20 protein-coding genes are annotated in these 19,084 nt (G+C 73.1%); 5 read left to right on the forward strand and 15 right to left on the reverse strand.

Going from position 1 to position 19,084, the window contains the following annotated elements; genetic code table 11:
* Positions 1-23: 23 nt before the first annotated feature.
* Positions 24-593 (reverse strand): PepSY domain-containing protein, encoded by a 570-nt coding sequence (locus tag ABIC30_RS28790; RefSeq protein ID WP_020094795.1) that lies wholly within the window; start codon positions 591-593, stop codon positions 24-26.
* A 238-nt stretch (positions 594-831) separates the two neighbouring features.
* On the opposite strand from ABIC30_RS28790, the gene ABIC30_RS28795 reads away from it, so the two are divergent.
* Complete coding sequence (locus ABIC30_RS28795) at positions 832-1,080, forward strand: hypothetical protein (protein ID WP_026605197.1); 249 nt, start codon at positions 832-834, stop codon at positions 1,078-1,080.
* 4 nt (positions 1,081-1,084) lie between these two features.
* On the opposite strand, the gene ABIC30_RS28800 is transcribed toward ABIC30_RS28795, so the two are convergent.
* Positions 1,085-1,861, reverse strand: a complete 777-nt coding sequence (locus tag ABIC30_RS28800) for an SDR family NAD(P)-dependent oxidoreductase (RefSeq protein ID WP_354456516.1) — start codon at positions 1,859-1,861, stop codon at positions 1,085-1,087.
* A 354-nt stretch (positions 1,862-2,215) separates the two neighbouring features.
* Here ABIC30_RS28800 and ABIC30_RS28805 point away from each other — a divergent pair, with 354 nt between their 5' ends.
* Together ABIC30_RS28805 and ABIC30_RS28810 are read left to right on the forward strand one after the other, a co-directional pair.
* A complete protein-coding gene (locus tag ABIC30_RS28805; protein WP_205833522.1) occupies positions 2,216-2,944 on the forward strand; it encodes an SGNH/GDSL hydrolase family protein in 729 nt (242 codons plus the stop codon).
* On the forward strand, positions 2,941-3,258 hold the full coding sequence (locus ABIC30_RS28810; protein ID WP_354456517.1) for a hypothetical protein: 318 nt from the start codon (positions 2,941-2,943) through the stop codon (positions 3,256-3,258). Before ABIC30_RS28805 ends, ABIC30_RS28810 begins: the two co-directional genes overlap by 4 nt.
* Positions 3,259-3,269: 11 nt before the next feature.
* Here ABIC30_RS28810 and ABIC30_RS28815 read toward each other — a convergent pair whose 3' ends face one another.
* Positions 3,270-4,043 carry a GNAT family N-acetyltransferase gene (locus tag ABIC30_RS28815; protein WP_091682592.1) on the reverse strand — a complete coding sequence of 258 codons (774 nt, stop codon included), beginning with the start codon at positions 4,041-4,043 and terminating at the stop codon, positions 3,270-3,272.
* Between the two features lie 329 nt (positions 4,044-4,372).
* On the opposite strand from ABIC30_RS28815, the gene ABIC30_RS28820 reads away from it, so the two are divergent.
* Positions 4,373-5,434, forward strand: a complete 1,062-nt coding sequence (locus ABIC30_RS28820; protein ID WP_354456518.1) for a GNAT family N-acetyltransferase — start codon at positions 4,373-4,375, stop codon at positions 5,432-5,434.
* A 52-nt stretch (positions 5,435-5,486) separates the two neighbouring features.
* On the opposite strand, the gene ABIC30_RS28825 is transcribed toward ABIC30_RS28820, so the two are convergent.
* Complete coding sequence (locus ABIC30_RS28825; protein ID WP_354456519.1) at positions 5,487-6,206, reverse strand: sigma-70 family RNA polymerase sigma factor; 720 nt, start codon at positions 6,204-6,206, stop codon at positions 5,487-5,489.
* 344 nt (positions 6,207-6,550) lie between these two features.
* On the opposite strand from ABIC30_RS28825, the gene ABIC30_RS28830 reads away from it, so the two are divergent.
* On the forward strand, positions 6,551-6,946 hold the full coding sequence (locus tag ABIC30_RS28830) for a DUF3307 domain-containing protein (protein WP_091682595.1): 396 nt from the start codon (positions 6,551-6,553) through the stop codon (positions 6,944-6,946).
* A gap of 34 nt (positions 6,947-6,980) precedes the next feature.
* Here ABIC30_RS28830 and ABIC30_RS28835 read toward each other — a convergent pair whose 3' ends face one another.
* The 11 genes from ABIC30_RS28835 to ABIC30_RS28885 all read right to left on the reverse strand — a co-directional run bounded on the left by ABIC30_RS28835 (position 6,981) and on the right by ABIC30_RS28885 (position 19,016).
* Positions 6,981-9,236, reverse strand: coding sequence for a cyclic nucleotide-binding domain-containing protein (locus ABIC30_RS28835; protein ID WP_354456520.1), 2,256 nt, complete (start codon positions 9,234-9,236; stop codon positions 6,981-6,983).
* A gap of 281 nt (positions 9,237-9,517) precedes the next feature.
* A complete protein-coding gene (locus ABIC30_RS28840; protein ID WP_012318328.1) occupies positions 9,518-9,787 on the reverse strand; it encodes a hypothetical protein in 270 nt (89 codons plus the stop codon).
* Between the two features lie 141 nt (positions 9,788-9,928).
* Entirely contained in the window at positions 9,929-11,104 is a 1,176-nt protein-coding gene (gene ssuD / locus ABIC30_RS28845) for an FMNH2-dependent alkanesulfonate monooxygenase (protein ID WP_354456521.1), read from the reverse strand.
* A gap of 117 nt (positions 11,105-11,221) precedes the next feature.
* Entirely contained in the window at positions 11,222-12,109 is an 888-nt protein-coding gene (locus ABIC30_RS28850; protein WP_170868163.1) for an ABC transporter ATP-binding protein, read from the reverse strand.
* On the reverse strand, positions 12,109-12,891 hold the full coding sequence (ssuC, locus tag ABIC30_RS28855) for an aliphatic sulfonate ABC transporter permease SsuC (RefSeq protein ID WP_056527222.1): 783 nt from the start codon (positions 12,889-12,891) through the stop codon (positions 12,109-12,111). Before ssuC ends, ABIC30_RS28850 begins: the two co-directional genes overlap by 1 nt.
* The gene (locus ABIC30_RS28860; protein WP_331327546.1) at positions 12,891-13,934 is read right to left on the reverse strand and encodes a sulfonate ABC transporter substrate-binding protein; all 1,044 of its coding nucleotides are present in this window, start codon (positions 13,932-13,934) and stop codon (positions 12,891-12,893) included. Before ABIC30_RS28860 ends, ssuC begins: the two co-directional genes overlap by 1 nt.
* An 18-nt stretch (positions 13,935-13,952) precedes the next feature.
* A complete protein-coding gene (locus ABIC30_RS28865; protein ID WP_354456522.1) occupies positions 13,953-14,924 on the reverse strand; it encodes an aliphatic sulfonate ABC transporter substrate-binding protein in 972 nt (323 codons plus the stop codon).
* Between the two features lie 8 nt (positions 14,925-14,932).
* A complete protein-coding gene (gene msuE / locus ABIC30_RS28870; protein ID WP_091928616.1) occupies positions 14,933-15,505 on the reverse strand; it encodes an FMN reductase in 573 nt (190 codons plus the stop codon).
* A 470-nt stretch (positions 15,506-15,975) separates the two neighbouring features.
* Entirely contained in the window at positions 15,976-16,338 is a 363-nt protein-coding gene (locus ABIC30_RS28875) for a hypothetical protein (RefSeq protein WP_042672098.1), read from the reverse strand.
* 142 nt (positions 16,339-16,480) lie between these two features.
* Entirely contained in the window at positions 16,481-17,521 is a 1,041-nt protein-coding gene (locus ABIC30_RS28880) for a sensor histidine kinase (RefSeq protein ID WP_354456523.1), read from the reverse strand.
* Entirely contained in the window at positions 17,508-19,016 is a 1,509-nt protein-coding gene (locus tag ABIC30_RS28885) for an ATPase domain-containing protein (RefSeq protein WP_354456524.1), read from the reverse strand. Before ABIC30_RS28885 ends, ABIC30_RS28880 begins: the two co-directional genes overlap by 14 nt.
* Positions 19,017-19,084: the final 68 nt, after the last annotated feature.

A 19,084-nucleotide genomic window follows, 5' to 3' on the forward strand; every position in this document is an offset into this window, starting at 1 on the left:
GCCTGGGACCTCAGTTCAGGATTTCAGTTCAGGACCTTGCCGTCCGGTCCGACCTTGACCTCCTGCTCCTTGTCGGCGCCGGCGACCTTAATCTCGTACTGGACCGAGGAGCCGTCCTTCTCGACCTCGGCCTCGTAGGCCTTGCCGCCGCCGGCCTTCTGCTCGGCGATGGCCAGCGCGTCCTTCAACGAGGTCTTGGCGTTCTGGAAGTCGGAGGCCTTCAGCCGGGTGAAGTAGCGCTCGAACGGCTGGTTCTCGGTCTTGTAGAGGGCGCCGGTATCGGCGTTGATGCCGTACTCGACGAGCTTGCCGCTCGGGTAGACGACCTTGATCGCGTAGTGGGCCGGATCCTTGCTGCCGGCCTTCTCGAAGTCGGCGTCGATGGCGCGGCCGCCCTTCTCGTCGCCCTGCGACTCGGCGGTGGCCAGCGCCTGGGCGAGGCCGACCTTGGCGACCTTGGCGACCTGCCACTCCTTCATGTTGCTGTCGGCCTTGGTGGCGGGCTCGGCGGGCGTCGCGGTGGGCGTCTGGGCCAGGGCGAGGCCGGTGGAGAGGGCCAGGAGGCCGGCTGCGGCGGTGAGACGGGTGATCATGGCGGTGTGTCCCTTCGTGGGTTCGTTCACGGATGCGTGAAACGTCGGGTCCGGAAATCCGGTTGCCCGCGATCGGGAAAAAATTCGGGTCCCGTCGCCCGGGCGGGGCCGGGTCGGCGCCTGGGGCCGCGCGGGGTCGAGGGCCCGGCGAGACGGACGGCCGGCGCCCCTGTATGACACGCGGACGATCCGGCGCGCCCCCGCGGGGACGGCGGACATCCCCCCGATGGAGCAGGCCATGACCGCGCACGAGCCCGAGCCGCTGGACGAGTTCACCCGCCTGCACGCCAAGCTGTCCGCCCTGGAGATCGTGCTCGGCGTCCTGATCGGGCGGCTCTCCGAGGAGAACCCGGAGATCCGCGAGGACGTGAAGCGCGACGTGGCGGCGATCCTGTCGGACCTGCCGATCGACGGCCCGAGCGAGGAGATGATCGCCGCCGAGGTCCGCCGCGCCGCCGAGGTGCTGACCAGCGTGTCGATCGGCTGAGCCGTCAGCGCGGCGGCATCCGCAGCGCCCCGTCGAGCCGGATCGTCTCGCCGTTCAGCATCGGGTTCTCGCAGATGTGCCGGACGAGGTCGGCGTATTCCGACGGGCGGCCGAGGCGGGCTGGGAACGGCACGCTCTGGCCGAGCGTGTCCTGCACGTCCTGGGGCAGACCCGCCATCATCGGCGTCTCGAAGATGCCCGGCGCGATGGTGACCACCCGGATGCCGTGCCGGGCGAGTTCCCGGGCGACGGGCAGCGTCAGGGCGACCACCCCGCCCTTCGAGGCCGCGTAGGCGGCCTGCCCGATCTGGCCGTCGAAGGCCGCGATCGAGGCGGTGTTCACGATCACGCCCCGGGCGCCGGCCGCGTCCGGCGCCTCGCGGGCGATGGCGTCGGCGGCCAGCCGGATCATGTTGAACGTGCCCACGAGGTTGACCGAGACCGCCCGCGCGAAGGTCTCGAGCCGGTGCGGCCCGTCGCGGCCGACCACCTTCTCCCCCGGCGCGATGCCGGCGCAGTTCACCAGCCCGTGGAGGTGCCCGAACGCGTCGAGCGCCGTCCGGACCGCCGCCGCGCCGTCCGCCTCGCGGGTGACGTCCGTCTCGGCGAACCGGGCCTGCGCCCCGAGATCCGCCGCCACCTGGGCGCCGGCCTCCCGGGCGATGTCGGCCACGACCACCCGCGCCCCCGCCGCCGCGAGGCCCCGCGCCGCCGCCTCCCCAAGGCCCGAGCCCGCGCCCGTGACGATGAAGACCCGGTCCCTGATCATCGCGCTCGCCATCCTGGCTCCCCGCCGCTCCCGGGCGGCCGACGGCGCCCCGCGAGTCCCGAGGTAGCGCGGCGCCGCGGCCGCCGGAAGGCGTCCGGCCCGGCACATGGGCCCGATCGCGTCCGCGCCGCGATTGACGTGTAATTTTTTCCCACATATACGAGGTGAAGATGATCCGATGTACTGGATCATATTAACAAGTGTTTCTGCGAATTTTATCCGGTGATCCGTCGCGCGGCGGCAAGTCGTTCGGCCGCGCGTGACCTGTCGTCCCCTGTATCCGGGCTGTGGACCGGCCCGCGCCCGTCATCCTCCGGTCCCGGCCGTCCGGGAACGGCCGCTCCCTCACGCCTGATCAGGACAGCCATGGGCGCCCACTGGATCGAGAATGCGGCCCGGCACTGGCGGCACGGGCGGATCGTCGGGCACCGCTTCGCCGAGCGGCGTCCCGGCATCCGCGCGGCCCTCCGGGCGGCCGCGCCCGGCAGCGTGCTGCTCGCTGGCAATTCCCACGCGGAGCTCGTCGGCGCGCCGGATCTCGGCGGCCGGCCCTGCATCAACGTCGCGGTCGGCGGCAGCACCGCGGCCGATTGCGGCCGCCAGCTCGCGGCGCTGCGCGTCCCGGTCCGCTGCGCGGCCGCGGTGCTGATCATCGGCACCAACGACATCCAGCGCTGGCGCCATCCCGAGCGGGCCGGGGTGGTCGACCGGTTCGAGGCCGATGTCCGGGACATCCTGCGCCGCCTGGAGGCCTGGACCGCGCAGGTCTTCGTCGCCGCGATCCCGCCGATCGGTGCCGGGGCGACCGGGCGCGATCCCGCCGCCGTCGCGGTCTTCTCGGATCGCCTCGCGGCACTCTGCGCCGCGGGGGGCCGCACCTTCTTCGACCCGTTCGCGCCGTGGCGATCCGGCACCGGCGGCCTCGCCGGTCCGGGCCTCCACCGGGACGGCGTGCATCTGGCCGACTACGCGCCCCTGGCCGCGGCGCTCGCCGGCGCGGTGGTGCTCGATGCGCTCCCGCTCGCGCCCGTCCGGAGGCCCGTGCCGGCCGCGCCCCTGCGGATCCTGCGCGCCGCCTGGATCGGCCGGCCGTGAGGCTCCACGCGCGCCTCGCCGCGGCCCTGCGGCCGCCCGCGCGCGCCGGCGTGCAGCACCTGCCCCGGCGGCTCTGGCCCGGCGAGGAGGCGGCTTGGCGCGACGAGAACGGCGTCCGCCACCCGCGGGCGGTGCGCAGTGCCCTCGCGGCGCTGGCCGCCCTCGAACCCCGCGGTCGCTACGGCGCCCGGATCGAGGGACGGGGCAAGGTCGTGACCGGCCCGGCCAGCGCGCTCGTCCTGCGCGACGCGGATGCGGAGATCGGGTTCGTCCTCGGCCTCACGCCCGACGGGTACGGCGCGGAGCCGTTCTGAGCGGGTCCGGATCAGGGCGGGGTCGTGCACAGCAGGGTCGGCGCGCAGGCCGTCCGGAAGCCTGCCCGCGCGTAGAGGGCCTCGGTCCTGCCGTCGGCCGGGCATTGCAGGAAGACCTGCGCGGCTCCCCGCGCCCGCGCCTCGCGCAGGGCCGCGACCGTCACGGCGGTGCCGAGGCCGCGGCGCTGCCGGTCGGCCCGCGTGCTGACATTGTACAGGCCCGCCGTCTCGCCGCGCAGGTAGAGGCTGGCGCAGGCCGCCGGGCCGGCGGCGTCGCGCAGGACGAGGTGCAGGGTCACGAGGCCGTGCCGGCCCCGGGCCGCGCGCAGCGCCGGGATGTAGTAGCGGCGCAGATGCGTCCGCACGCCCGGCGCGTCGGACAGGTGGGCGAAGACCCTCTCGAAATCCGGCCCCGGCGCGGGCGTCGCCTGCACGGTGACGGCGCTGCCGGCCGGGGCCGGCGCCGGAAGCTCCCGCGCCACCATCCAGCGCGCCGGGTAGAGGATCGCGGGCTCGAACAGGGCGCGCAGCAGCGCGATCTCGCCGTCGTCCCGGGCCAGGAAGGCCGGCGCCCGCGCGCGCCCGAGGGCGGCCGCGCCCGCCCAGGCGAACTGGTCGGGACGGTGCACGCCGAAGGCGAAGTTCACGGTCGGGTCCGGGATGCTGCGCGACCAGACGTAGCCGGCGCCCCCGGGGCCGTGCTCGACGCCGTCGATCAGGGAGCCGGTGAGCGCGGCCACATGGGCGTCGCGCAGGGTCTCGAAGGTCGGTTCGGGCGCCTGCATGTCAGGCGGCCGTCCGAGCGGAGGCTCGCGCGGGGGACGGTGCCCGGGCCTCGGCGATGTCCCTGGCTGCGTCCCCGGCCGTGTCCCCGGCCGTGCCCGGACCTGCCTCCGCAGCCGTGTCCGCGCCCGCCTCCTGGCCGTGCCTGTCCATCCGCTCGCTCCTGCGCCGCTCGGGCTTCGACGGAGTGACGGTTGAGGCGGGGCGCCGTTCATGCTGTCGCACCCGGTGCCGGCGGATGGCGCCCGCACGAAACCTCTGAACGCCGGACGGGCCCATCCGTCAGGGAGGTGCCGGCGACGCGGAGGTGCCGGCGACGCGCGGAGGACGGATGACGGACGCTTCGAGCCAGCGGATGCGCGACGCGGGGGCGCATCCCCCGAAGCCGCGCGATGACAGGGCGCTGGAAACCGCGCGGGACGCCGCGCCGGTGTCCCTCACCCTGGAGGGGACCCGCGAAGTGCCGGTGATCCGCCTCGCCGAGCCGGTCGCGCCAGCGGCGGCCGCGGAGGCGATCCTGGCGCGCGCCGAGGCGCTGACCGCCCAGGACATGCAGGTCCTGCGCATCGTCGTCGCGGCCGATCCGGCGACGTCCGGACGGCTGCTCGACCTCGGCGCGGCCCGGGCCCTCGGTGACGGCGACGGGGTCGAGATCCTGCCGGGGCTCCTCTGGCAATGCGCCGCCCGCTGGCTCCCGCGGGCCCGGCCGCCCTTCCCCGAGCTGTTCACCGCCACGGCCGGCCGCCGCCACCCGCTGCGGCCCCGGACGCCCGCCGGCACGGTCTACGCGCGGGCGATCCCGTGGCTCGATCGGCGTCTGAGCTTCCGCACGATGACGGAGCCCGGCGACGTCGCCCTGTTCTCGACCTGGATGAACGACCCCCGCATCGCCGCGATCTGGCAGGAGACCGGTACCCTGGAGGCGCACGCCGCCTACATTGCCGGGCTCCAGGCCGACCCCGCGACCCTGCCGCTGTTCGGCTGCCTCGACGGCAGGCCGTTCGGCTATTTCGAGCTGTACTGGGCGCGGGAGAGCCGCCTCGGGCCGCTCTACGAGGCCGGCCCCTACGACCGCGGCTGGCACGTCGCGATCGGCGACGCGTCCGTGCGCGGGCGGCCCGCGCTCTCGGCCTGGCTGCCGTCGCTGATGCACTACCTGTTCCTCGACGAGCCGCGCACGCAGCGCGTCGTCGGCGAGCCGCGGGCCGATCACGCCCAGCAGATCCGGAACCTCCACGGCTCCGGCTTCGCGACGATCGCGACCGTCGACTTCCCCCACAAGCGCGCGGCCCTGGTCGCGCTGTCGCGCGAGCACTTCGTGCGCGACCGGCTCTGGGTGCCGGGGGCGGCCGCCGCCGACGCCGTGCCGCGGCCTCCCGCGGTGCCCGCCTAGACCGCCCTCCGCGAACAGGGGTGAGCGTCCGCGGTGACACCCCCGCCCCCGCCTACGGGCCCGTCGCCGGCGGGCTGACGATCGCCTGCGCCGGGCCGCGGCCGAGGTCCTGGCCGACGGGCGCGGTCCGGCGCCGCTGCCGGCCTGGGGCCTCGGCGCGCGCCGGGCAGGCGGCGCAGCGCCGGTCGAGGGCCGCGAGGCAGTGCAGGTGGCCGCGGCGCACGAGGCCGCACACCAGGGCGCGCGAGACCCCGAGCCGGGCCGCGATCTCGATCTGCGGCACGCCCTCGACCCGGTGAAGCTGGAAGGCCGTGCGCACCGGCTCCGGCAGCTCGGCCACCGCGGCCTCCACCTGCCGCAGGGATTCCCGCGACGCCGCGGCCGCCTCGGGGGTCCCGGTGCCGGGATCGGCCGCGTCCGGGACGGCATCGAGGCCGGTGAACAGGCGCCGCTCGAGGCCCCGCCGCCGCGCCCGGTCCAGGGCGAGGTTGCGCACCATCCGCCCGACATAGGCGGCCTGGATCGCGGTCTCGGCCGGGGGCGGATCGGCGATCAGCCGGAGCAGCACGTCCTGGACCACGTCCTCCGCCTGGGCCGGGCAGCCGAGGATGCGGCGCGCCCGCGCCAGATAGGCGGCGCGATGGCGCTCGAACGCCGCGAGGTTCCATGATCCGCCGGGCGGAGGGCGGCCGGGCCGGCCCGGCGGGACCGCGGCGATCCCGTGGCCGGAGGGACCGGCGTCGCAGTTCCAGGTCGCCACTGTCCCGCTCACAAGCTCCCATCGGCACGGCGCGTGCGGGCGGGACGCGTAACACGCGGCTCTTCTGTGTAACAACGACTATCTTCATGGATTGGAATTATTAAAACTCGAAATATCGACATCCGTTCGAGAGAATAGATGAAAGATCTGGACGTTCGCCCCGGCGCGGGGCGAGAAATCGTTCCGAATTCTGCATTCCACGGTGCCACGCCCGGGATCGGGCCGGCGGCCGCGCCGGATTTCCGCTCGCGCCAGGGTCCGTCGGCGCGTGTATGCTGGCGCTTCCTCGATTCGGGGCGCGGTGCGCGCCGCCGAACCCGTCCCCGCAGGATCGCGGCAGGAGAGCCAGGGCCGCGATGCCGTCCGTCGATACGCTCGTCCCGGTGGGTGCCTTCGCGCTGCTGGTCCTGGCGTTCGCCGTGAAGCACCTCGCTGCGGACTTCTTCCTTCAGACCAACTGGATGGCGCAGGGCAAGCAGCGGTCGTCCGCCTGGCTCGCCCCCCTCTGCGCCCATACCGGCCTGCACGGCCTCGGCACGCTGGCGATCGCGCTGGCGGTGAAGCCGGCCCTGTGGTGGCTGGCGCTCGTCGATTTCGCGATCCACACGGGGATCGATCGCGGCAAGGTGCTGGTCGGCCAGCGGACCCGCCTGCCGGCCACGGACGCCCGGTTCTGGTGGCTGATCGGCATCGACCAGTTCCTGCACCAAGTCACCCATCTCGGGCTCGCCGTGGTGCTGGCGGCGGCCTGACCCCTGACCGGGAGAGCGGGCGCCGCCGGGCGCCTCACTGCATCTCGGCCTCGAGCAGCCGGTTCGTGTCGGAGACCTTGCCGGCCAGTTCCAGGATCAGGAAGCGCTGGAAGGCGAGCGCGAGGTCCGGGCGCTCCCGCTCCATCCGCGCGAGGGCGGCGCGGTCGATGACGATCACCCGGCAGGGGCTCTCGGCGACGGCGGTGGCGGTGCGCCGCCCGCCCTGGACCAGCGCGATCTCGCCGATCACGGTGCCGGCCGTGGTGGTGCGCAGGCGCAGGTTGCCGCGGCCGGGGACCTCCATCTCGATGGAGACGAGGCCCTGCTCCAGGAAGTAGAGGGCATCGGCCGCCTCCCCCTGGCGCATCAGCGCCGCGCCCGCCGCGAGCTCGCGGACCGTCAGGTAGGGCGCGAAGTCGTCCGGGCCGAACGTGCTGCCGAGCCGGTCGGCCATGTGCCGGGCGAAGACGGCGACTTCCCCCGGGCCGGCGCCGCCGGCCTCCGCCAGGAGCGTCGCCTCGGCCGCGCGCAGGGCCTCGTCCAGCGTGTCGAGGATCCGGACACGCGGGTCGGCGGTGAGGCCGTTGCGGGTGATCAGCAGGCGCGCGACCGGATCCACGTGGACCAGCAGCACCTCGAAGCGCCGCTGCTCGGCGAGCTGGCCAACCTTGCGGAACGCGATCAGCGCCGAGCTGTCGAGTCCCACGGTCTCGCGGAAATCCAGGATCAGCACGCGCAGATCCCCGGCCTCCGCGGCGGCCCGGCGGAAGATCGCCTGCGCGTTGAGGAAGAACAGGTAGCCCTGCAGGGTGTAGATCCGGGTCCGGCCGCCGGCCGCCTCGAGCCGCGCGGCGGCGTCGGGACCGCGGATCACGCTGCTGCGCCGGTCCGCCCCGGAGAGCGACCGGCGGATCGCGCCGATCTGCCCGTACTGGACCCCGAAGATCAGGATCGCCAGCAGGACGCCGACGAGGAAGCCCGTGGTGGCCCCGAAATACGCGGTGGCGGTGCACACGACCAGCGCGATGGCGATCTCCCAGCCCGGCAGGGTCCGGCTGGCGACGCCGAGGTTGAACAGGAGCCCGATGCCGATGGCGATCAGGGCGCCGCCGGCCAGCGGGCGGGGCAGCAGCGCCAGGGGGCTCGCGCCGACGATGAGGAGCGCCGCCATGACCGCGAGGGTCAGCCACCAGCCGAGCCAGTGGCCGCCGCCGATGTTGTGCAGCAGCAGCGTCGAGGTCCGGCCGAAGCCCATCGCGGAGCTGCCGAACACGCTGCCGACCAAGTTGGTGGCGCCCGAGGCGACGAACATCCGGTCGATGTCGAGGTCGCGCCGGATCTCCAGCTCGACGCTCACCACGTAGAGGATCTGGATGATCACCGCCACGACGACCAGGGTGGCGATCTTGGGCCAGATCGGCAGGAGCAGGTGCGGATCGAAGGCCGTCAGGCTGCCGATGGCGGGCGGCCGCAGCAGCGTGCCCGTCGGCAGCGGCTCGATCAGCCATCCCGATGCCTGCCCGGCGGCGACGCTGGTGCCCGTCCAGGCCAGCCCGAGATGGACCACCGCGAGGCTCGACAGGATCACCGTCGGGTAGGTCCCCCAGTGCCGAACGATCCGGGGGAGGTAGAAGGCGCAGAACCCGATCACGAGGGTCAGGGCGATGCGCGCGAGCGCCCCGGCATCGATCCGGCCCGGATCGAGGTTCGCCGGATCGACGGCGTGGAGCAGGGCCGCGAGCGGGTCGTCGACATGGCCGCCGATCTGCACGCCGCTGCGCAGGAACAGCAGGCCGACGCCGCCGAGGAAGCCGGCGAGCACCGGGTAGGGCAGGAGCTGCACCAGCAGGGAGGCCCGCAGGGTGCCGAGCAACGCGAAGATCACGCCGGTGGCGAAGGTCGAGACGCCGCAGGCGACGAGCACGAGCTGGCCGACCGTCTCCGGATCGGTGACGCCCGCGGCCTCGAGCTGCCCGGCGACCGCCGAGGCGATCGCCGCCTGCACGATCGCGGCCGCGCCGATGAAGGACAGCGAGATCCGCGCGGTGCGGCGCAGCGCGATGAAGACGAGGCTGCCCAGCACGTAGGCCGCGAGCAGCGCCGACAGGCCGGCCGCGCGGCTCTCCACCAGCGGCCCCGAGAAGATGAGCTGGGAGTAGCTGATGAGGTCGAGGAGCAGCACCATCACGGTGACGGCCGCCGCCGCTCCGATGCGGGCCCCGCGCAGGATCGCCGCGCGGCCGCCGGCCGGGGATGCGGTCCCGGCGGACGTCAGGTCGGTTGTCGTCATCGGCACGGTACCCGCGTCTCGAAATCCCGATGGGCGCGGAGATCGCAGATCCCGGTGCAGATCCCGTGCGATCACGTGCACGGATCGTCGCCGAATCGCAGGACCTGACCTTGGCCACGCCAGTTCTCAACCGATGGCAGGTGCCGGCTTAAATTATCGTGCAGGCCGCTTCTGCGCGGCAGCATTGTGGGATCGCCGCGGTGGATCGCGCGGCGGATCGGCCGATCCGCCGCGCCGTCGGGGGCTCCCGGGTCGCGGCCGCCGCGACGGGCCTTCGGCCCTCAGCGCGCCTCGCTGACGCGCTTGGTCGCCCGCTGCTCCTTCTTGTAGGCGGTGATCGCCGCCGAGCAGTTCGGGGAGAGCTTCTTCAGGTTGGCCTTGAAGCAGGCCTCGACCTCCGGGCCACCCGGCGCGTAGGCGCTGCAGAAATCCATGTAGTCGCCGGTGCAGTACTGCTTGAGGGCTTCCCGGGCCGGGGATTGCTCCGCGAAGGCCGCGGCGGGGCCGAGGCACAGACCGATGGCCAGGAGGGCCGTCTTGGTCGAAGTCATCGAAATCCTACGCTCGTCCAGGCCGCGCGAGCGGGTCGCGCGGCGATGGGCGGTGCGGATGGGCGCCAAGGATGGCATGACCATGACGCCCGGGCTGCCCGAACGCAGATCAGCCATGCCCCGTGCCGGCGGGGCCGCCGGTCAGTGCGCGCTGACGCGGCGGGTCGGAACGAGGTCGTTGGCGATGATCTCGCCGAACGGGCCGTCGTTGCGGGCATTGCCGGCCGGCCGCCCGGTCGTGGCGCGCAGCGGCAGCTTCGGGAAGACCAGCTCGGCGAACCGGTAGGCCTCCTCCAGGTGCGGGTAGCCCGAGAGGATGAAGCGGTCGATCCCGAGATCGATGTACTCCTTCATCCGGTCGGCGACCTGGTCGGCCGAGCCGACCAGCGCCGTCCCGGCGCCGCCGCGGACGAGGCCGACGCCGGCCCAGAGGTTCGGCGCCACCACGAGCTTGTCGCGGCTGCCGCCGTGGAGCGCCATCATGCGGCTCTGGCCGACGGAATCCTGCCGCTTCAGGGTCTCCTGCGCCTTGGCGATGGTGGCGTCGTCGAGCTTCGAGATCAGCTGCTCGGCGGCCTCCCAGGCCGCGGCCTCGGTCTCGCGGGCGATGACGTGCAGGCGGATGCCGTACGAGAAGGTCTTGCCCTTCGCCTCGGCGGCCTCCCGGGCGGCGGCGATCTTCTCGGCGACCTGGGCCGGGGGTTCGCCCCAGGTCAGGTAGACGTCGCAATGCTCGGCCGCGACTGCCATGCCGGCCGCCGACGAGCCGCCGAAATAGAGCGGCGGATAGGGCTTCTGCACCGGCGGGAAGATCAGCCGGCCGTTCTCGGTGCGCAGGTGATCGCCCCGGAAGGTCACGGTCTCGCCCGCGAGCAGGCCGCGCCAGATCGTCAGGAACTCGTCGGTGACGGCGTAGCGTTCGTCGTGGGACTGGAACACGCCGTCGCCGGCGAGTTCCACCGGGTCGCCGCCGGTGACGACGTTGATCAGGAGGCGCCCGTCCGAGATCCGGTCGAGGGTCGCGGTCATGCGGGCCGCCGCGGAGGGCTCCATCAGGCCCGGCCGCACCGCCACGAGGAAGCGCAGCTGCTTGGTCAGCGGCGCCAGCGCCGAGGCGACGATCCAGGAATCCTCGCAGGAGCGTCCGGTGGGCAGCAGCACGCCGTAATAGCCGAGCTCGTCCGCCCCCTGCGCGATCTGCCGGAGATAGCTGAGCGAGACGTCCCGGGCCCCCTCCCGCGCGCCGAGATAGCGGCCGTCGCCGTGGGTCGGCAGGAACCAGAGGACGTCGGCGCGTCCGTCATTGGCTGCTGTCATCGGAATCTCCTGTGCGGCCCGGTGGCCGGATGCGGAAAAGCCGGACCCGACTGCGCGGATCCGGTGATCGTCGAGAGCTAGGGCGGGCCGCCGCTTCCGGGAAACGGCGGCCCGCGTTCAGGCGGTCGGCTGCGATCCGAGCAGGTGATCGAGGATGCGGCCCTCGAGGCGGGCGAGGTCCGGATCCCCGCGCCGGCGCGGCCGCGGCACGTCGACCCGCAGGTCGAGGGCGATCCGGCCGGCCTCGACCACGAGGATGCGGTCGGCCAGCGCCACGGCCTCGGCGACGTCGTGCGTGACGAGGAGCGCGGTGAACCCCTGCGCCCGCCAGATCCGCTCGATCAGGTCCTGCATGCCGATCCGGGTCAGGGCGTCGAGGGCGCCCAGCGGCTCGTCGAGGGCGAGCAGGCCTGGCCGGCTCACCAGCGCCCGGGCCAGGGCCACGCGCTGGCGCTGGCCGCCCGACAGGGTGGCGGGCCACTGCCCGGCCTTGTCGGCGAGGCCGACCTCGGCGAGCGCCGCCAGCGCCCGCTCCCGGCGCTCGGCCCGGGAGCCGTGCCCCGACAGGCCGACCGCGACGTTGTCGACGACCCGCGCCCAGGGCAGCAGCCGCGGCTCCTGGAACATGATCCGCTTCGGCGGCTCGGACCGGCGCGGGGAGCGCTCCGGCCCCTCCAGGTCGATCCGCCCGCCCGTGGGCGTGTCGAGCCCGAGGATGAGGCGCAGCAGGGTGCTCTTGCCGCAGCCGGAGCGGCCGACCACCGCGGTGAACCCGCCGGCCGGCAGGAACAGGTTCAGGCCCTCGATGACGGCGGTGCCGTCGAAGCTCTTGTCCAGGTCGCGGACGGTGACGGCGATCCCGCGGGCCGGCGGTGACGGGGGCAGATCCGCGGGCGGCTCCGCGGGCAGATCCGCTTGCCTGTGCCCCGGGGCGGCGCCGGGCGCCGGGCGCGGATCCGTGCCCGGGTCGGGAAGCGCCTCGCGGCGGACGGCGTCGAGCAGCATCAGGCGCTCCTGTAGGCGGGGTTCCAGGCGAGGCAGGCGCGCTCGAGCTGGCGGGTCAGGGCGTCGGCGAACTTGCCGAGGGCGGCGTAGATCAGGATCGCCAGCACGACGACGTCGACCAGCATGAACTCCCGGGCCTGCATGGCCATGTAGCCGAGCCCCGACGAGGCCGAGATCGTCTCGGCGACGATCAGCGTCAGCCACATGATGCCTAGCGCGTAGCGCAGGCCCACGAAGATCGACGGCAGGGCGCCGGGCAGCACCACGCGGGTGAACAGCTCGGTGCGGGACATGCCGTAGACCCGGCCCATCTCCACGAGGCCCGGATCCACCGAGCGGATGCCGTGCAGGGTGTTGGCGTAGATCGGGAAGAACACGCCGAGCGCCACGAGGAACAGCTTGGCCTCCTCGCCGATGCCGAACCACAGGATCACCAGCGGGATCAGCGACAGGTGGGGCACGTTGCGCACCATCTGCACCGAGGTGTCGGTGAGCCGCTCCGACAGGCGCGACAGGCCGTTGGCGAGGCCGAGCCCGAAGCCGATGCCGCCGCCGATCACGAAGCCCGCCAGCGCCCGCAGGGTGCTGACGCCGAGATTGGTCCAGAGTTCCCCGGTCCGCCCGGCCTCCCAGCCGGCCCGGACCACGTCGAGGGGCGCCGGCATGAAGCGGTTGGAGACGAGGCCGGCCGAGACCGCGGCCTGCCAGCCGAGCAGGATGGCGGCCGGCAGCAGCCAGGGCACCGCGGAGTCGCGCAGGCGAACGAGCTTCGAGGGGCGCATCAGCGGTTCTCCGTCCGCTTCTCGGACTTGAGGGCGTCCGCGGGCCGGGGGGGCGTCCAGACCGCGTCGGCGACCCGGACGGGCTTCGGCAGGAGCCCGAGACGGTGGAAGCTGTCGGCGACCTTCTGCTGGTCGGCGATCGCGGCCGCGTCGAGGGGCGCGACGCCGTAGGACAGGCGGCCGAGCGCCACGGCGAGGACCGGCGCGGGGATGCCCACCGAGGGCGCTAGTTCCGCCGCCACGGCGTCGGCATGTCCCTCGGCCCAGGCGTCGATCTCCCCGATCGCCTGCAGCACGGCCGAGACGATCGCGGGGCTGGTGTCGGTGAAGCCGCGCCGGGACAGGTAGAACTGGCGGTTGGGGGCGAGCGCGTGCCCGTCGCCTCCGCGCCCGTCGACCAGGACCCGGGCGCCCGTGGCGCGCTCGGCGGCGGCCTGGAACGGGTCCCAGATCACCCAGGCATCGACGGAGCCGCGCACGAAGGCGGCGTTGGCGTCGGCCGGCGCGAGGTAGGCGAGCGTCACCGCGTCGTAGGGGACGCCCGCCTGCTCCAGGGCGCGCACCAGCAGGTAGTGGACGTTCGATCCCTTGTTGAGGGCGACGGTCTTGCCGCGCAGGTCGGCGACGCTGCGGATCGGGCTGTCCTTGGGCACGAGGATCGCCTCGCCCCGCGGCGCCGGCGGCTCGGCGGCCACGTAGCGCAGCTCCGGGCTCGCCGCCTGGGCGAAGATCGGCGGCGCCTCGCCGGCCGAGCCGAAATCGATCGCCCCGGCATTCAGCGCCTCCAGGAGCGGCGGCCCGGACGGGAACTCGGACCACGCCACCGCGGTGCCGAGGGGCTGGAGGGCCTTCTCCAGGGTGCCGCGGGCCTTCAGCAGCACGAGGGACCCGTATTTCTGGTAGCCGATCCGGATGCTGCCGGCCGCGCGGGCGGGCCGCAGCAGCGCGGCCGCCGCGAGGCCGAGGCCGGCGGACAGGAGGAGGCGGCGGTTCGGGGCGCCGGCGGATGACAGGGACAGCGCGCGGGGCGATCGGTCGGTCATGGCTCTCTGCGGTCGGTCTCAGCCGTTGCGGGCGGGGGGCGTCCAGACCGCGTCGGCGATGCGGATCGGCTTGGGGATCAGCTTCAGGGCGTGGAAGCGGTCGGCGACCCGCTGCTGCTCGGAGGCGACGCGGTCGGTCATCGGTCCGATCACGTAGTCGGTCCGGTCCACCGCCCGCCGCGTCGCGGCCAGCGGCACGCCGGTGCCCTGCGACAGGAGTTCCGCCACCGCGCCGCGATTCTGCGTGCACCAGGCCGCCACTTCGCCCAGGGCGTCGATCACCGCCGTGAGGACCGGGGCCCGGCTCTCCGCGAAGGGCCGGCTCGCCAGGAAGAAGTTGTTCTGCGGGGTGACGTCGGTGGCGCGCACCAGCACGCGCACGCCCTCCCCCTGCTCGGCGATGGCGAAGTACGGGTCCCAGATCGTCCAGGCGTCGATGCTGCCCCGGGCGAAGGCGGCCGCGGCATCCGCGGGCGCCAGCGTCACCGGCTCGATGTCGGCGTAGCTCAGGCCGGCCTTCTCCAGCGCCGCGATGGTCAGGTTGTGGGAGCTCGACGCCTTGGCGAAGGCGACGCGCTTGCCCTTGAGCTCGTCGAGGCTGCGGCTCTCCGAGCCCTTCGGCAGCAGGATCCCGGCGCCGGAGCCGCCGGCCTCCTGGGCGGCCGCGTAGACGAGGTTGGAGCGCGCGGCCTGGGCGAAGATCGGCGGGGCGTCGCCGGTCTGGCCGAGATCGATCCCGTCCAGCGACAGGGCCTCCAGCAGCGGCGGCCCGAAGGAGAACTCGACCCAGCGCACCGCGTATCCGACGGGCTCCAGGCGCTTCTCGATGATCTTCTGCTGCTTGGCGACGACCAGGATGCCGTTCTTCTGGTAGCCGATCCGCAGCACGCCGGGCTCGCCCGCCCGGGCGCCCGAGACGAGGGCCGGCGCGAGGGCCGGTGCTAGGGGCAGGGCCGCGAGGGCGGCCAGCAGGGCGCGACGGTCGAGCATCGGCCGGCTCACTCGGCGGCGGCGAGGGTGAGCGGCGCCGCGGCCGCCCGGTGCACAAGCAGCGCGGCGAGCTGCCCGCCGGCCTCGCGGGCGCGGGCGCGCACCCCGGCCTCCGTCAGCGCGCCGTCGCTGAAATCGGGATCGGAGGCGTAGACCGCGGTCGGGATCTGGAGCGCCCCGAAGAAGCCGAAGAGCGGCCGGAACGCGTGCTCGACCACGAGGGCGTGGCGCGCGCCGCCGCCCGTGGCCACGATCGCCACGGGCTTCCCGGCCAGCGCCCCCGGATCGACCAGGTCGAACAGGTGCTTGAACAGGCCGGTATAGGCGCCCTTGTAGACCGGCGAGCCGACGACCAGCCCGTCCGCCTCCTCGATGGCCGCGAGCACGCCGCGCGCGGCCGGCGCGAGCTGGTCGCGGGTCCAGGCGGCGCCGAGGCCGGTCCCGGCATCGACGAAGTCGAGGATCTCCGCGTCGAGAGAGGCCTGGGCGCTGGCCTCGCGGAGCACGGCATCCACCAGCGTGCGGGTCTTCGAGGGCCGCTGCACGTTGGCGCTCAGCCCGACGAGTCTCGGTCGTGTCATTCCGGATGCCTTGCTGTGAGACAGGATGACGGACCGCCCCGTCTCCGAAGAGCGGAGGTTGCGCGGCCGGACATCCGAACAGGCCGCTAGAATTGATGGCTGCGACTTCCGCCGTCAATGAAACGGCGTTCCCAATTGACCCGTGAAGGAAAAACGTTCTCCCCGAAATCGGGCGACCAATATGGAATTTCATCTCGACCGCCGCGCAGAACGGGCGCGAGATCTTGCGTGCCCGTGGTTCATCCGCGCGAGAGGCGGGGTTTTATTCTCTCGGAGCGCCCGGCGGGAGAAGCGTGTTCTCGGTACGTGGGCGGACCTGGAACCGAATCGCCAAGCCCGGGATCCGGGGCGGCGGGGGAATCCGGCGCGACCGGAACGCTGCCCGCGGTGACACCTTCGCGGTCGTCAGCGTCGTCATCGCCGCCGTCCTCGACGACGCGCCCGGGCCGCTCCGGATCGGAAGGCGGTGCCTACTTGCGGACGAGGAGGTGCTGCACGGTGCCGTCGTCGCCGTACTTGGCCCACATCTGCGCGCAGGCCTCCTCCGGACGCTCCCGGAGCTGCGCCAGTTCCGCGTCGAGGTCGTGCTGCAGGGCGACCGAGCGCTTCTTCGTGAAGAAGTCCGCGTGGTTCAGATGGTTCTCGCGCGAGAACTGACGGAAGCGCTCCGTGTCGATCCGGACGGCCGCACAGTGTCTCGCGGCCAGATCGGCCTCGATCCCCGGGCGGAGCGCCGGAATGTCCTTCTGCAAGGACGAGCGACGGGCTTCGGCCCAGGTACCGAACACGGCCCAGGCCAGTGCGGCCGCCACGAGAGGAACAAATCTATTCATCGCAAGACATATCGCTGTGCTGCGACATCCCAAATCTCGCACCTGCGATAAGTTCGATCAGGGCCGCAGAAGGCAAGACACTTCTGTGTGAAAGCGCACACCCCGCGACAGGCGCGGCCTCGGGTCCGGAACCCTGACCGCCTCAGTACGCCGGGACGACGCGCGTCTCGGGCAGCGGCGCCCGCATGGTGAAGTGCAGCCCGGCCGGCTGGAAATCGAAGGCGATGTCCGCCTGGCACTGGACCTTCAGGACACGCTGCAGCAGCGTCGAGCCGAAGCCCTTCCGCGTCGGCACCGCCGTGGCCGGACCACCCCGCTCGGTCCAGTCGAGGTGCAGCATGCGGGCGGCCGGCGTCTGCTCGATATCCCACCGGATCGCGATCCGGCCCTCCGGGACCGACAGGGCGCCGTGCTTGGCCGCGTTGGTCGTCAGCTCGTGGATGGCCATGCCGGTCGGGACCGCGAGGTCGCCCATCAGGTCGATCGCGGGGCCCTCCAGCTGGATGCGGGCGCCCTCGACGTCGTTGTAGGGCCCGAGCTCGTTCATCAGCATCTCGCGCAGGGGCGCCTGCTGCCAGTAATCCTCGGTCAGGAGATTGTGGGTCTTGGCCAGCGAGATCACCCGCGCCGAGAACGACGCGTAGAACGCGTCGACGCTGGTCGCGGACCGGGCCGAGGCCCCGAGCAGCGCCTGCACGGTGGCCAGCGTGTTCTTCACCCGGTGATGCAGCTCGCGGATCAGGAGCGCCTGCCGCTCGGTCGTGCGCTCGCGCTCCTCGAGATGGGCGCGCGCCTCGAGCTGCCGGCGCTTGGCGCGGTGGGCGGAGCGGGCCGCCATGACCAGCGTCGCCGGGTGGAACGGGCGTTCCAGCACGCTGACGTTGCCGAGCATGTCGGTCAGCTGCGCGTTGGGCTCGGCGCCCCGCAGCCGCAGGAGGATGAACGGGAAATCGGACCAGGGCGGCTGCGCGGCGATCCAGTCCGCCAGGGCCTGGCGGTTCGAGGACAGCAGCGCCTCCTCGGTGAGGACCGCGCAGGCGGCCGTGTCGAGCCGGGAGACCACGTCCGCGAGGCTGGCGCACATCTGTGCCGCGATCCGCGCCTCGCCGAGGATCGCCGCGGCGACGGCGGCGTCGCGGCCACCCGGCGCGAAGATGAGAACCGGCAGTTCAGCCTCGGTCATCAACCGCGCGGGTCGGCAGGAGCGACGACCGCTCACCCTCGAATGTCGGAACGCCGGTCATGATACCTCGGAACGCGCTGAGCGGTTCGCCAACGCGGATCCCGCCGGAGTCGATCCGCAATTCGCGGATCGTGTCCTCGTGGCTGCCGGTCCGCTTCTTCACGACCGAGATCGCGCGCCGAAGCCGCCCGTCGGCCTCGAAGGTGCGGAACAGCAGGATCGTGTCGCTGAGGTAGGTGAGGTCGACAGTCGCGCCCATCGCCCCGATCATGCCGTGCTGGGCCAGGACGAGGAGCGAGAGCACGCCCTGCTGGTTCAGGTAGGTCAGCATCTCGTGCATCTGCAGGAGCAGGTAATTCTCCTCCGGCATGGCGTTGTGATAGCCGGTCAGGGAGTCGATCACGACCGTCGTCACGCCCCGGTGCTCGACCGCGTTCTGGACGATGTCGGCGAGTTCGCCGGGCGAGACCTCGGCCGGGTCGATCTGCTCGACGATGAGCGATCCGGCGGCGATCGCGTCGTCGACCGGCATGGCGAGACCGCGGGCCCGGCGACTGAGGACGCCGGTGGTCTCGTCGAAGCTGAGGATCAGCGCGCGCTCGCCGCGGGCGATCGCCGCGGTGACGCAGGTGAGCGCTACCGTCGACTTGCCGACGCCGGACGGTCCGATCAGCATCGTGCTGGTGCCTCGGTCGAGGCCGCCGCCGAGCAGCTGGTCCAGTTCGGGGCTGCCCGTGCCGCACTGGTCGTCGGGGAAGGTGCCGAGATGCTCGGCCGCGACGAGGCGCGGGAACACCGTGAGCCCGCCGCGCCGGATGACGTAGTCGTGGAAACCGCCCCGGAACGGCGTGCCGCGCATCTTGATCACGCGCAGGCGCCGCCGCTCGCCGCCGTACAGGGGCGCGAGCTGCTCCAGCCGGATCACGGCGTGGCTGAGGCTGTGCAGGTTCAGGTCGTCCGTCTCGGCGGTGAGATCGTCGAGGAGCAGCGCCGTGGTGTTCTGGATGAGCAGGAAGCTGCGCAGGGCGTGGACCTGCCTGCGGTAGCGCAGCGATCCCTGCGAGAGCAGCCGGATCTCCGAGAGGCTGTCGAACACCACGCGCTGCGGCTTGAGCCGCTCGATCTCGGCGATCGCCATCCGGACGGTCTCGCCGAGCTCGAGGTCGGACGAGTGGACGAGGCTCTGCTGCTGCCCGGGGTCGAGGCTGAGTTCCGGCGCGACGAGCTCGCAGATCTCGATGCCGTCGAGGGACCAGCCGTGGCGCTCCGCGACGTTCAGGAGCTCGCGCCGGCTCTCCGAGAGCGTGATGTACAGGCAGCGCTCGCCCCGGCGCACGCCGTCGAGGAGGAACTGCATCGCCAGCGTCGTCTTGCCGGATCCGGGCCGCCCCTCGATGAGGTGCGAGCGCTGGGACGCGTAGCCGCCGGCCAGGATGTGGTCGAGGCCGGTCACCCCGGTGGAGACCGGTGCCGCGTCGTGATCGGTCACTGCCATGTCGAGGTCTCTGCCGTCGTCCCACGGGCGGGCGGCCCGTCGACCGCGCGACGGAACGCGGAGCCCGG

The organism is Methylobacterium sp. 1030 (genome assembly GCF_040544715.1).
Lineage (GTDB): Bacteria > Pseudomonadota > Alphaproteobacteria > Rhizobiales > Beijerinckiaceae > Methylobacterium.

Bases quoted from the DNA above. Each gene is read 5' to 3' on its own strand.
- ABIC30_RS28790 (WP_020094795.1), bottom strand. From the start codon at position 593: ATGATCACCCGTCTCACCGCCGCAGCCGGCCTCCTGGCCCTCTCCACC.
- ABIC30_RS28795 (WP_026605197.1), top strand. From the start codon at position 832: ATGACCGCGCACGAGCCCGAGCCGCTGGACGAGTTCACCCGCCTGCAC.
- ABIC30_RS28800 (WP_354456516.1), bottom strand. From the start codon at position 1,861: ATGGCGAGCGCGATGATCAGGGACCGGGTCTTCATCGTCACGGGCGCG.
- ABIC30_RS28805 (WP_205833522.1), top strand. From the start codon at position 2,216: ATGGGCGCCCACTGGATCGAGAATGCGGCCCGGCACTGGCGGCACGGG.
- ABIC30_RS28815 (WP_091682592.1), bottom strand. From the start codon at position 4,043: ATGCAGGCGCCCGAACCGACCTTCGAGACCCTGCGCGACGCCCATGTG.
- ABIC30_RS28820 (WP_354456518.1), top strand. From the start codon at position 4,373: ATGACGGACGCTTCGAGCCAGCGGATGCGCGACGCGGGGGCGCATCCC.
- ABIC30_RS28830 (WP_091682595.1), top strand. From the start codon at position 6,551: ATGCCGTCCGTCGATACGCTCGTCCCGGTGGGTGCCTTCGCGCTGCTG.
- ABIC30_RS28835 (WP_354456520.1), bottom strand. From the start codon at position 9,236: ATGACGACAACCGACCTGACGTCCGCCGGGACCGCATCCCCGGCCGGC.
- ABIC30_RS28840 (WP_012318328.1), bottom strand. From the start codon at position 9,787: ATGACTTCGACCAAGACGGCCCTCCTGGCCATCGGTCTGTGCCTCGGC.
- ssuD (WP_354456521.1), bottom strand. From the start codon at position 11,104: ATGACAGCAGCCAATGACGGACGCGCCGACGTCCTCTGGTTCCTGCCG.
- ABIC30_RS28850 (WP_170868163.1), bottom strand. From the start codon at position 12,109: ATGCTGCTCGACGCCGTCCGCCGCGAGGCGCTTCCCGACCCGGGCACG.
- ssuC (WP_056527222.1), bottom strand. From the start codon at position 12,891: ATGCGCCCCTCGAAGCTCGTTCGCCTGCGCGACTCCGCGGTGCCCTGG.
- ABIC30_RS28860 (WP_331327546.1), bottom strand. From the start codon at position 13,934: ATGACCGACCGATCGCCCCGCGCGCTGTCCCTGTCATCCGCCGGCGCC.
- ABIC30_RS28865 (WP_354456522.1), bottom strand. From the start codon at position 14,924: ATGCTCGACCGTCGCGCCCTGCTGGCCGCCCTCGCGGCCCTGCCCCTA.
- msuE (WP_091928616.1), bottom strand. From the start codon at position 15,505: ATGACACGACCGAGACTCGTCGGGCTGAGCGCCAACGTGCAGCGGCCC.
- ABIC30_RS28875 (WP_042672098.1), bottom strand. From the start codon at position 16,338: ATGAATAGATTTGTTCCTCTCGTGGCGGCCGCACTGGCCTGGGCCGTG.
- ABIC30_RS28880 (WP_354456523.1), bottom strand. From the start codon at position 17,521: ATGACCGAGGCTGAACTGCCGGTTCTCATCTTCGCGCCGGGTGGCCGC.
- ABIC30_RS28885 (WP_354456524.1), bottom strand. From the start codon at position 19,016: ATGGCAGTGACCGATCACGACGCGGCACCGGTCTCCACCGGGGTGACC.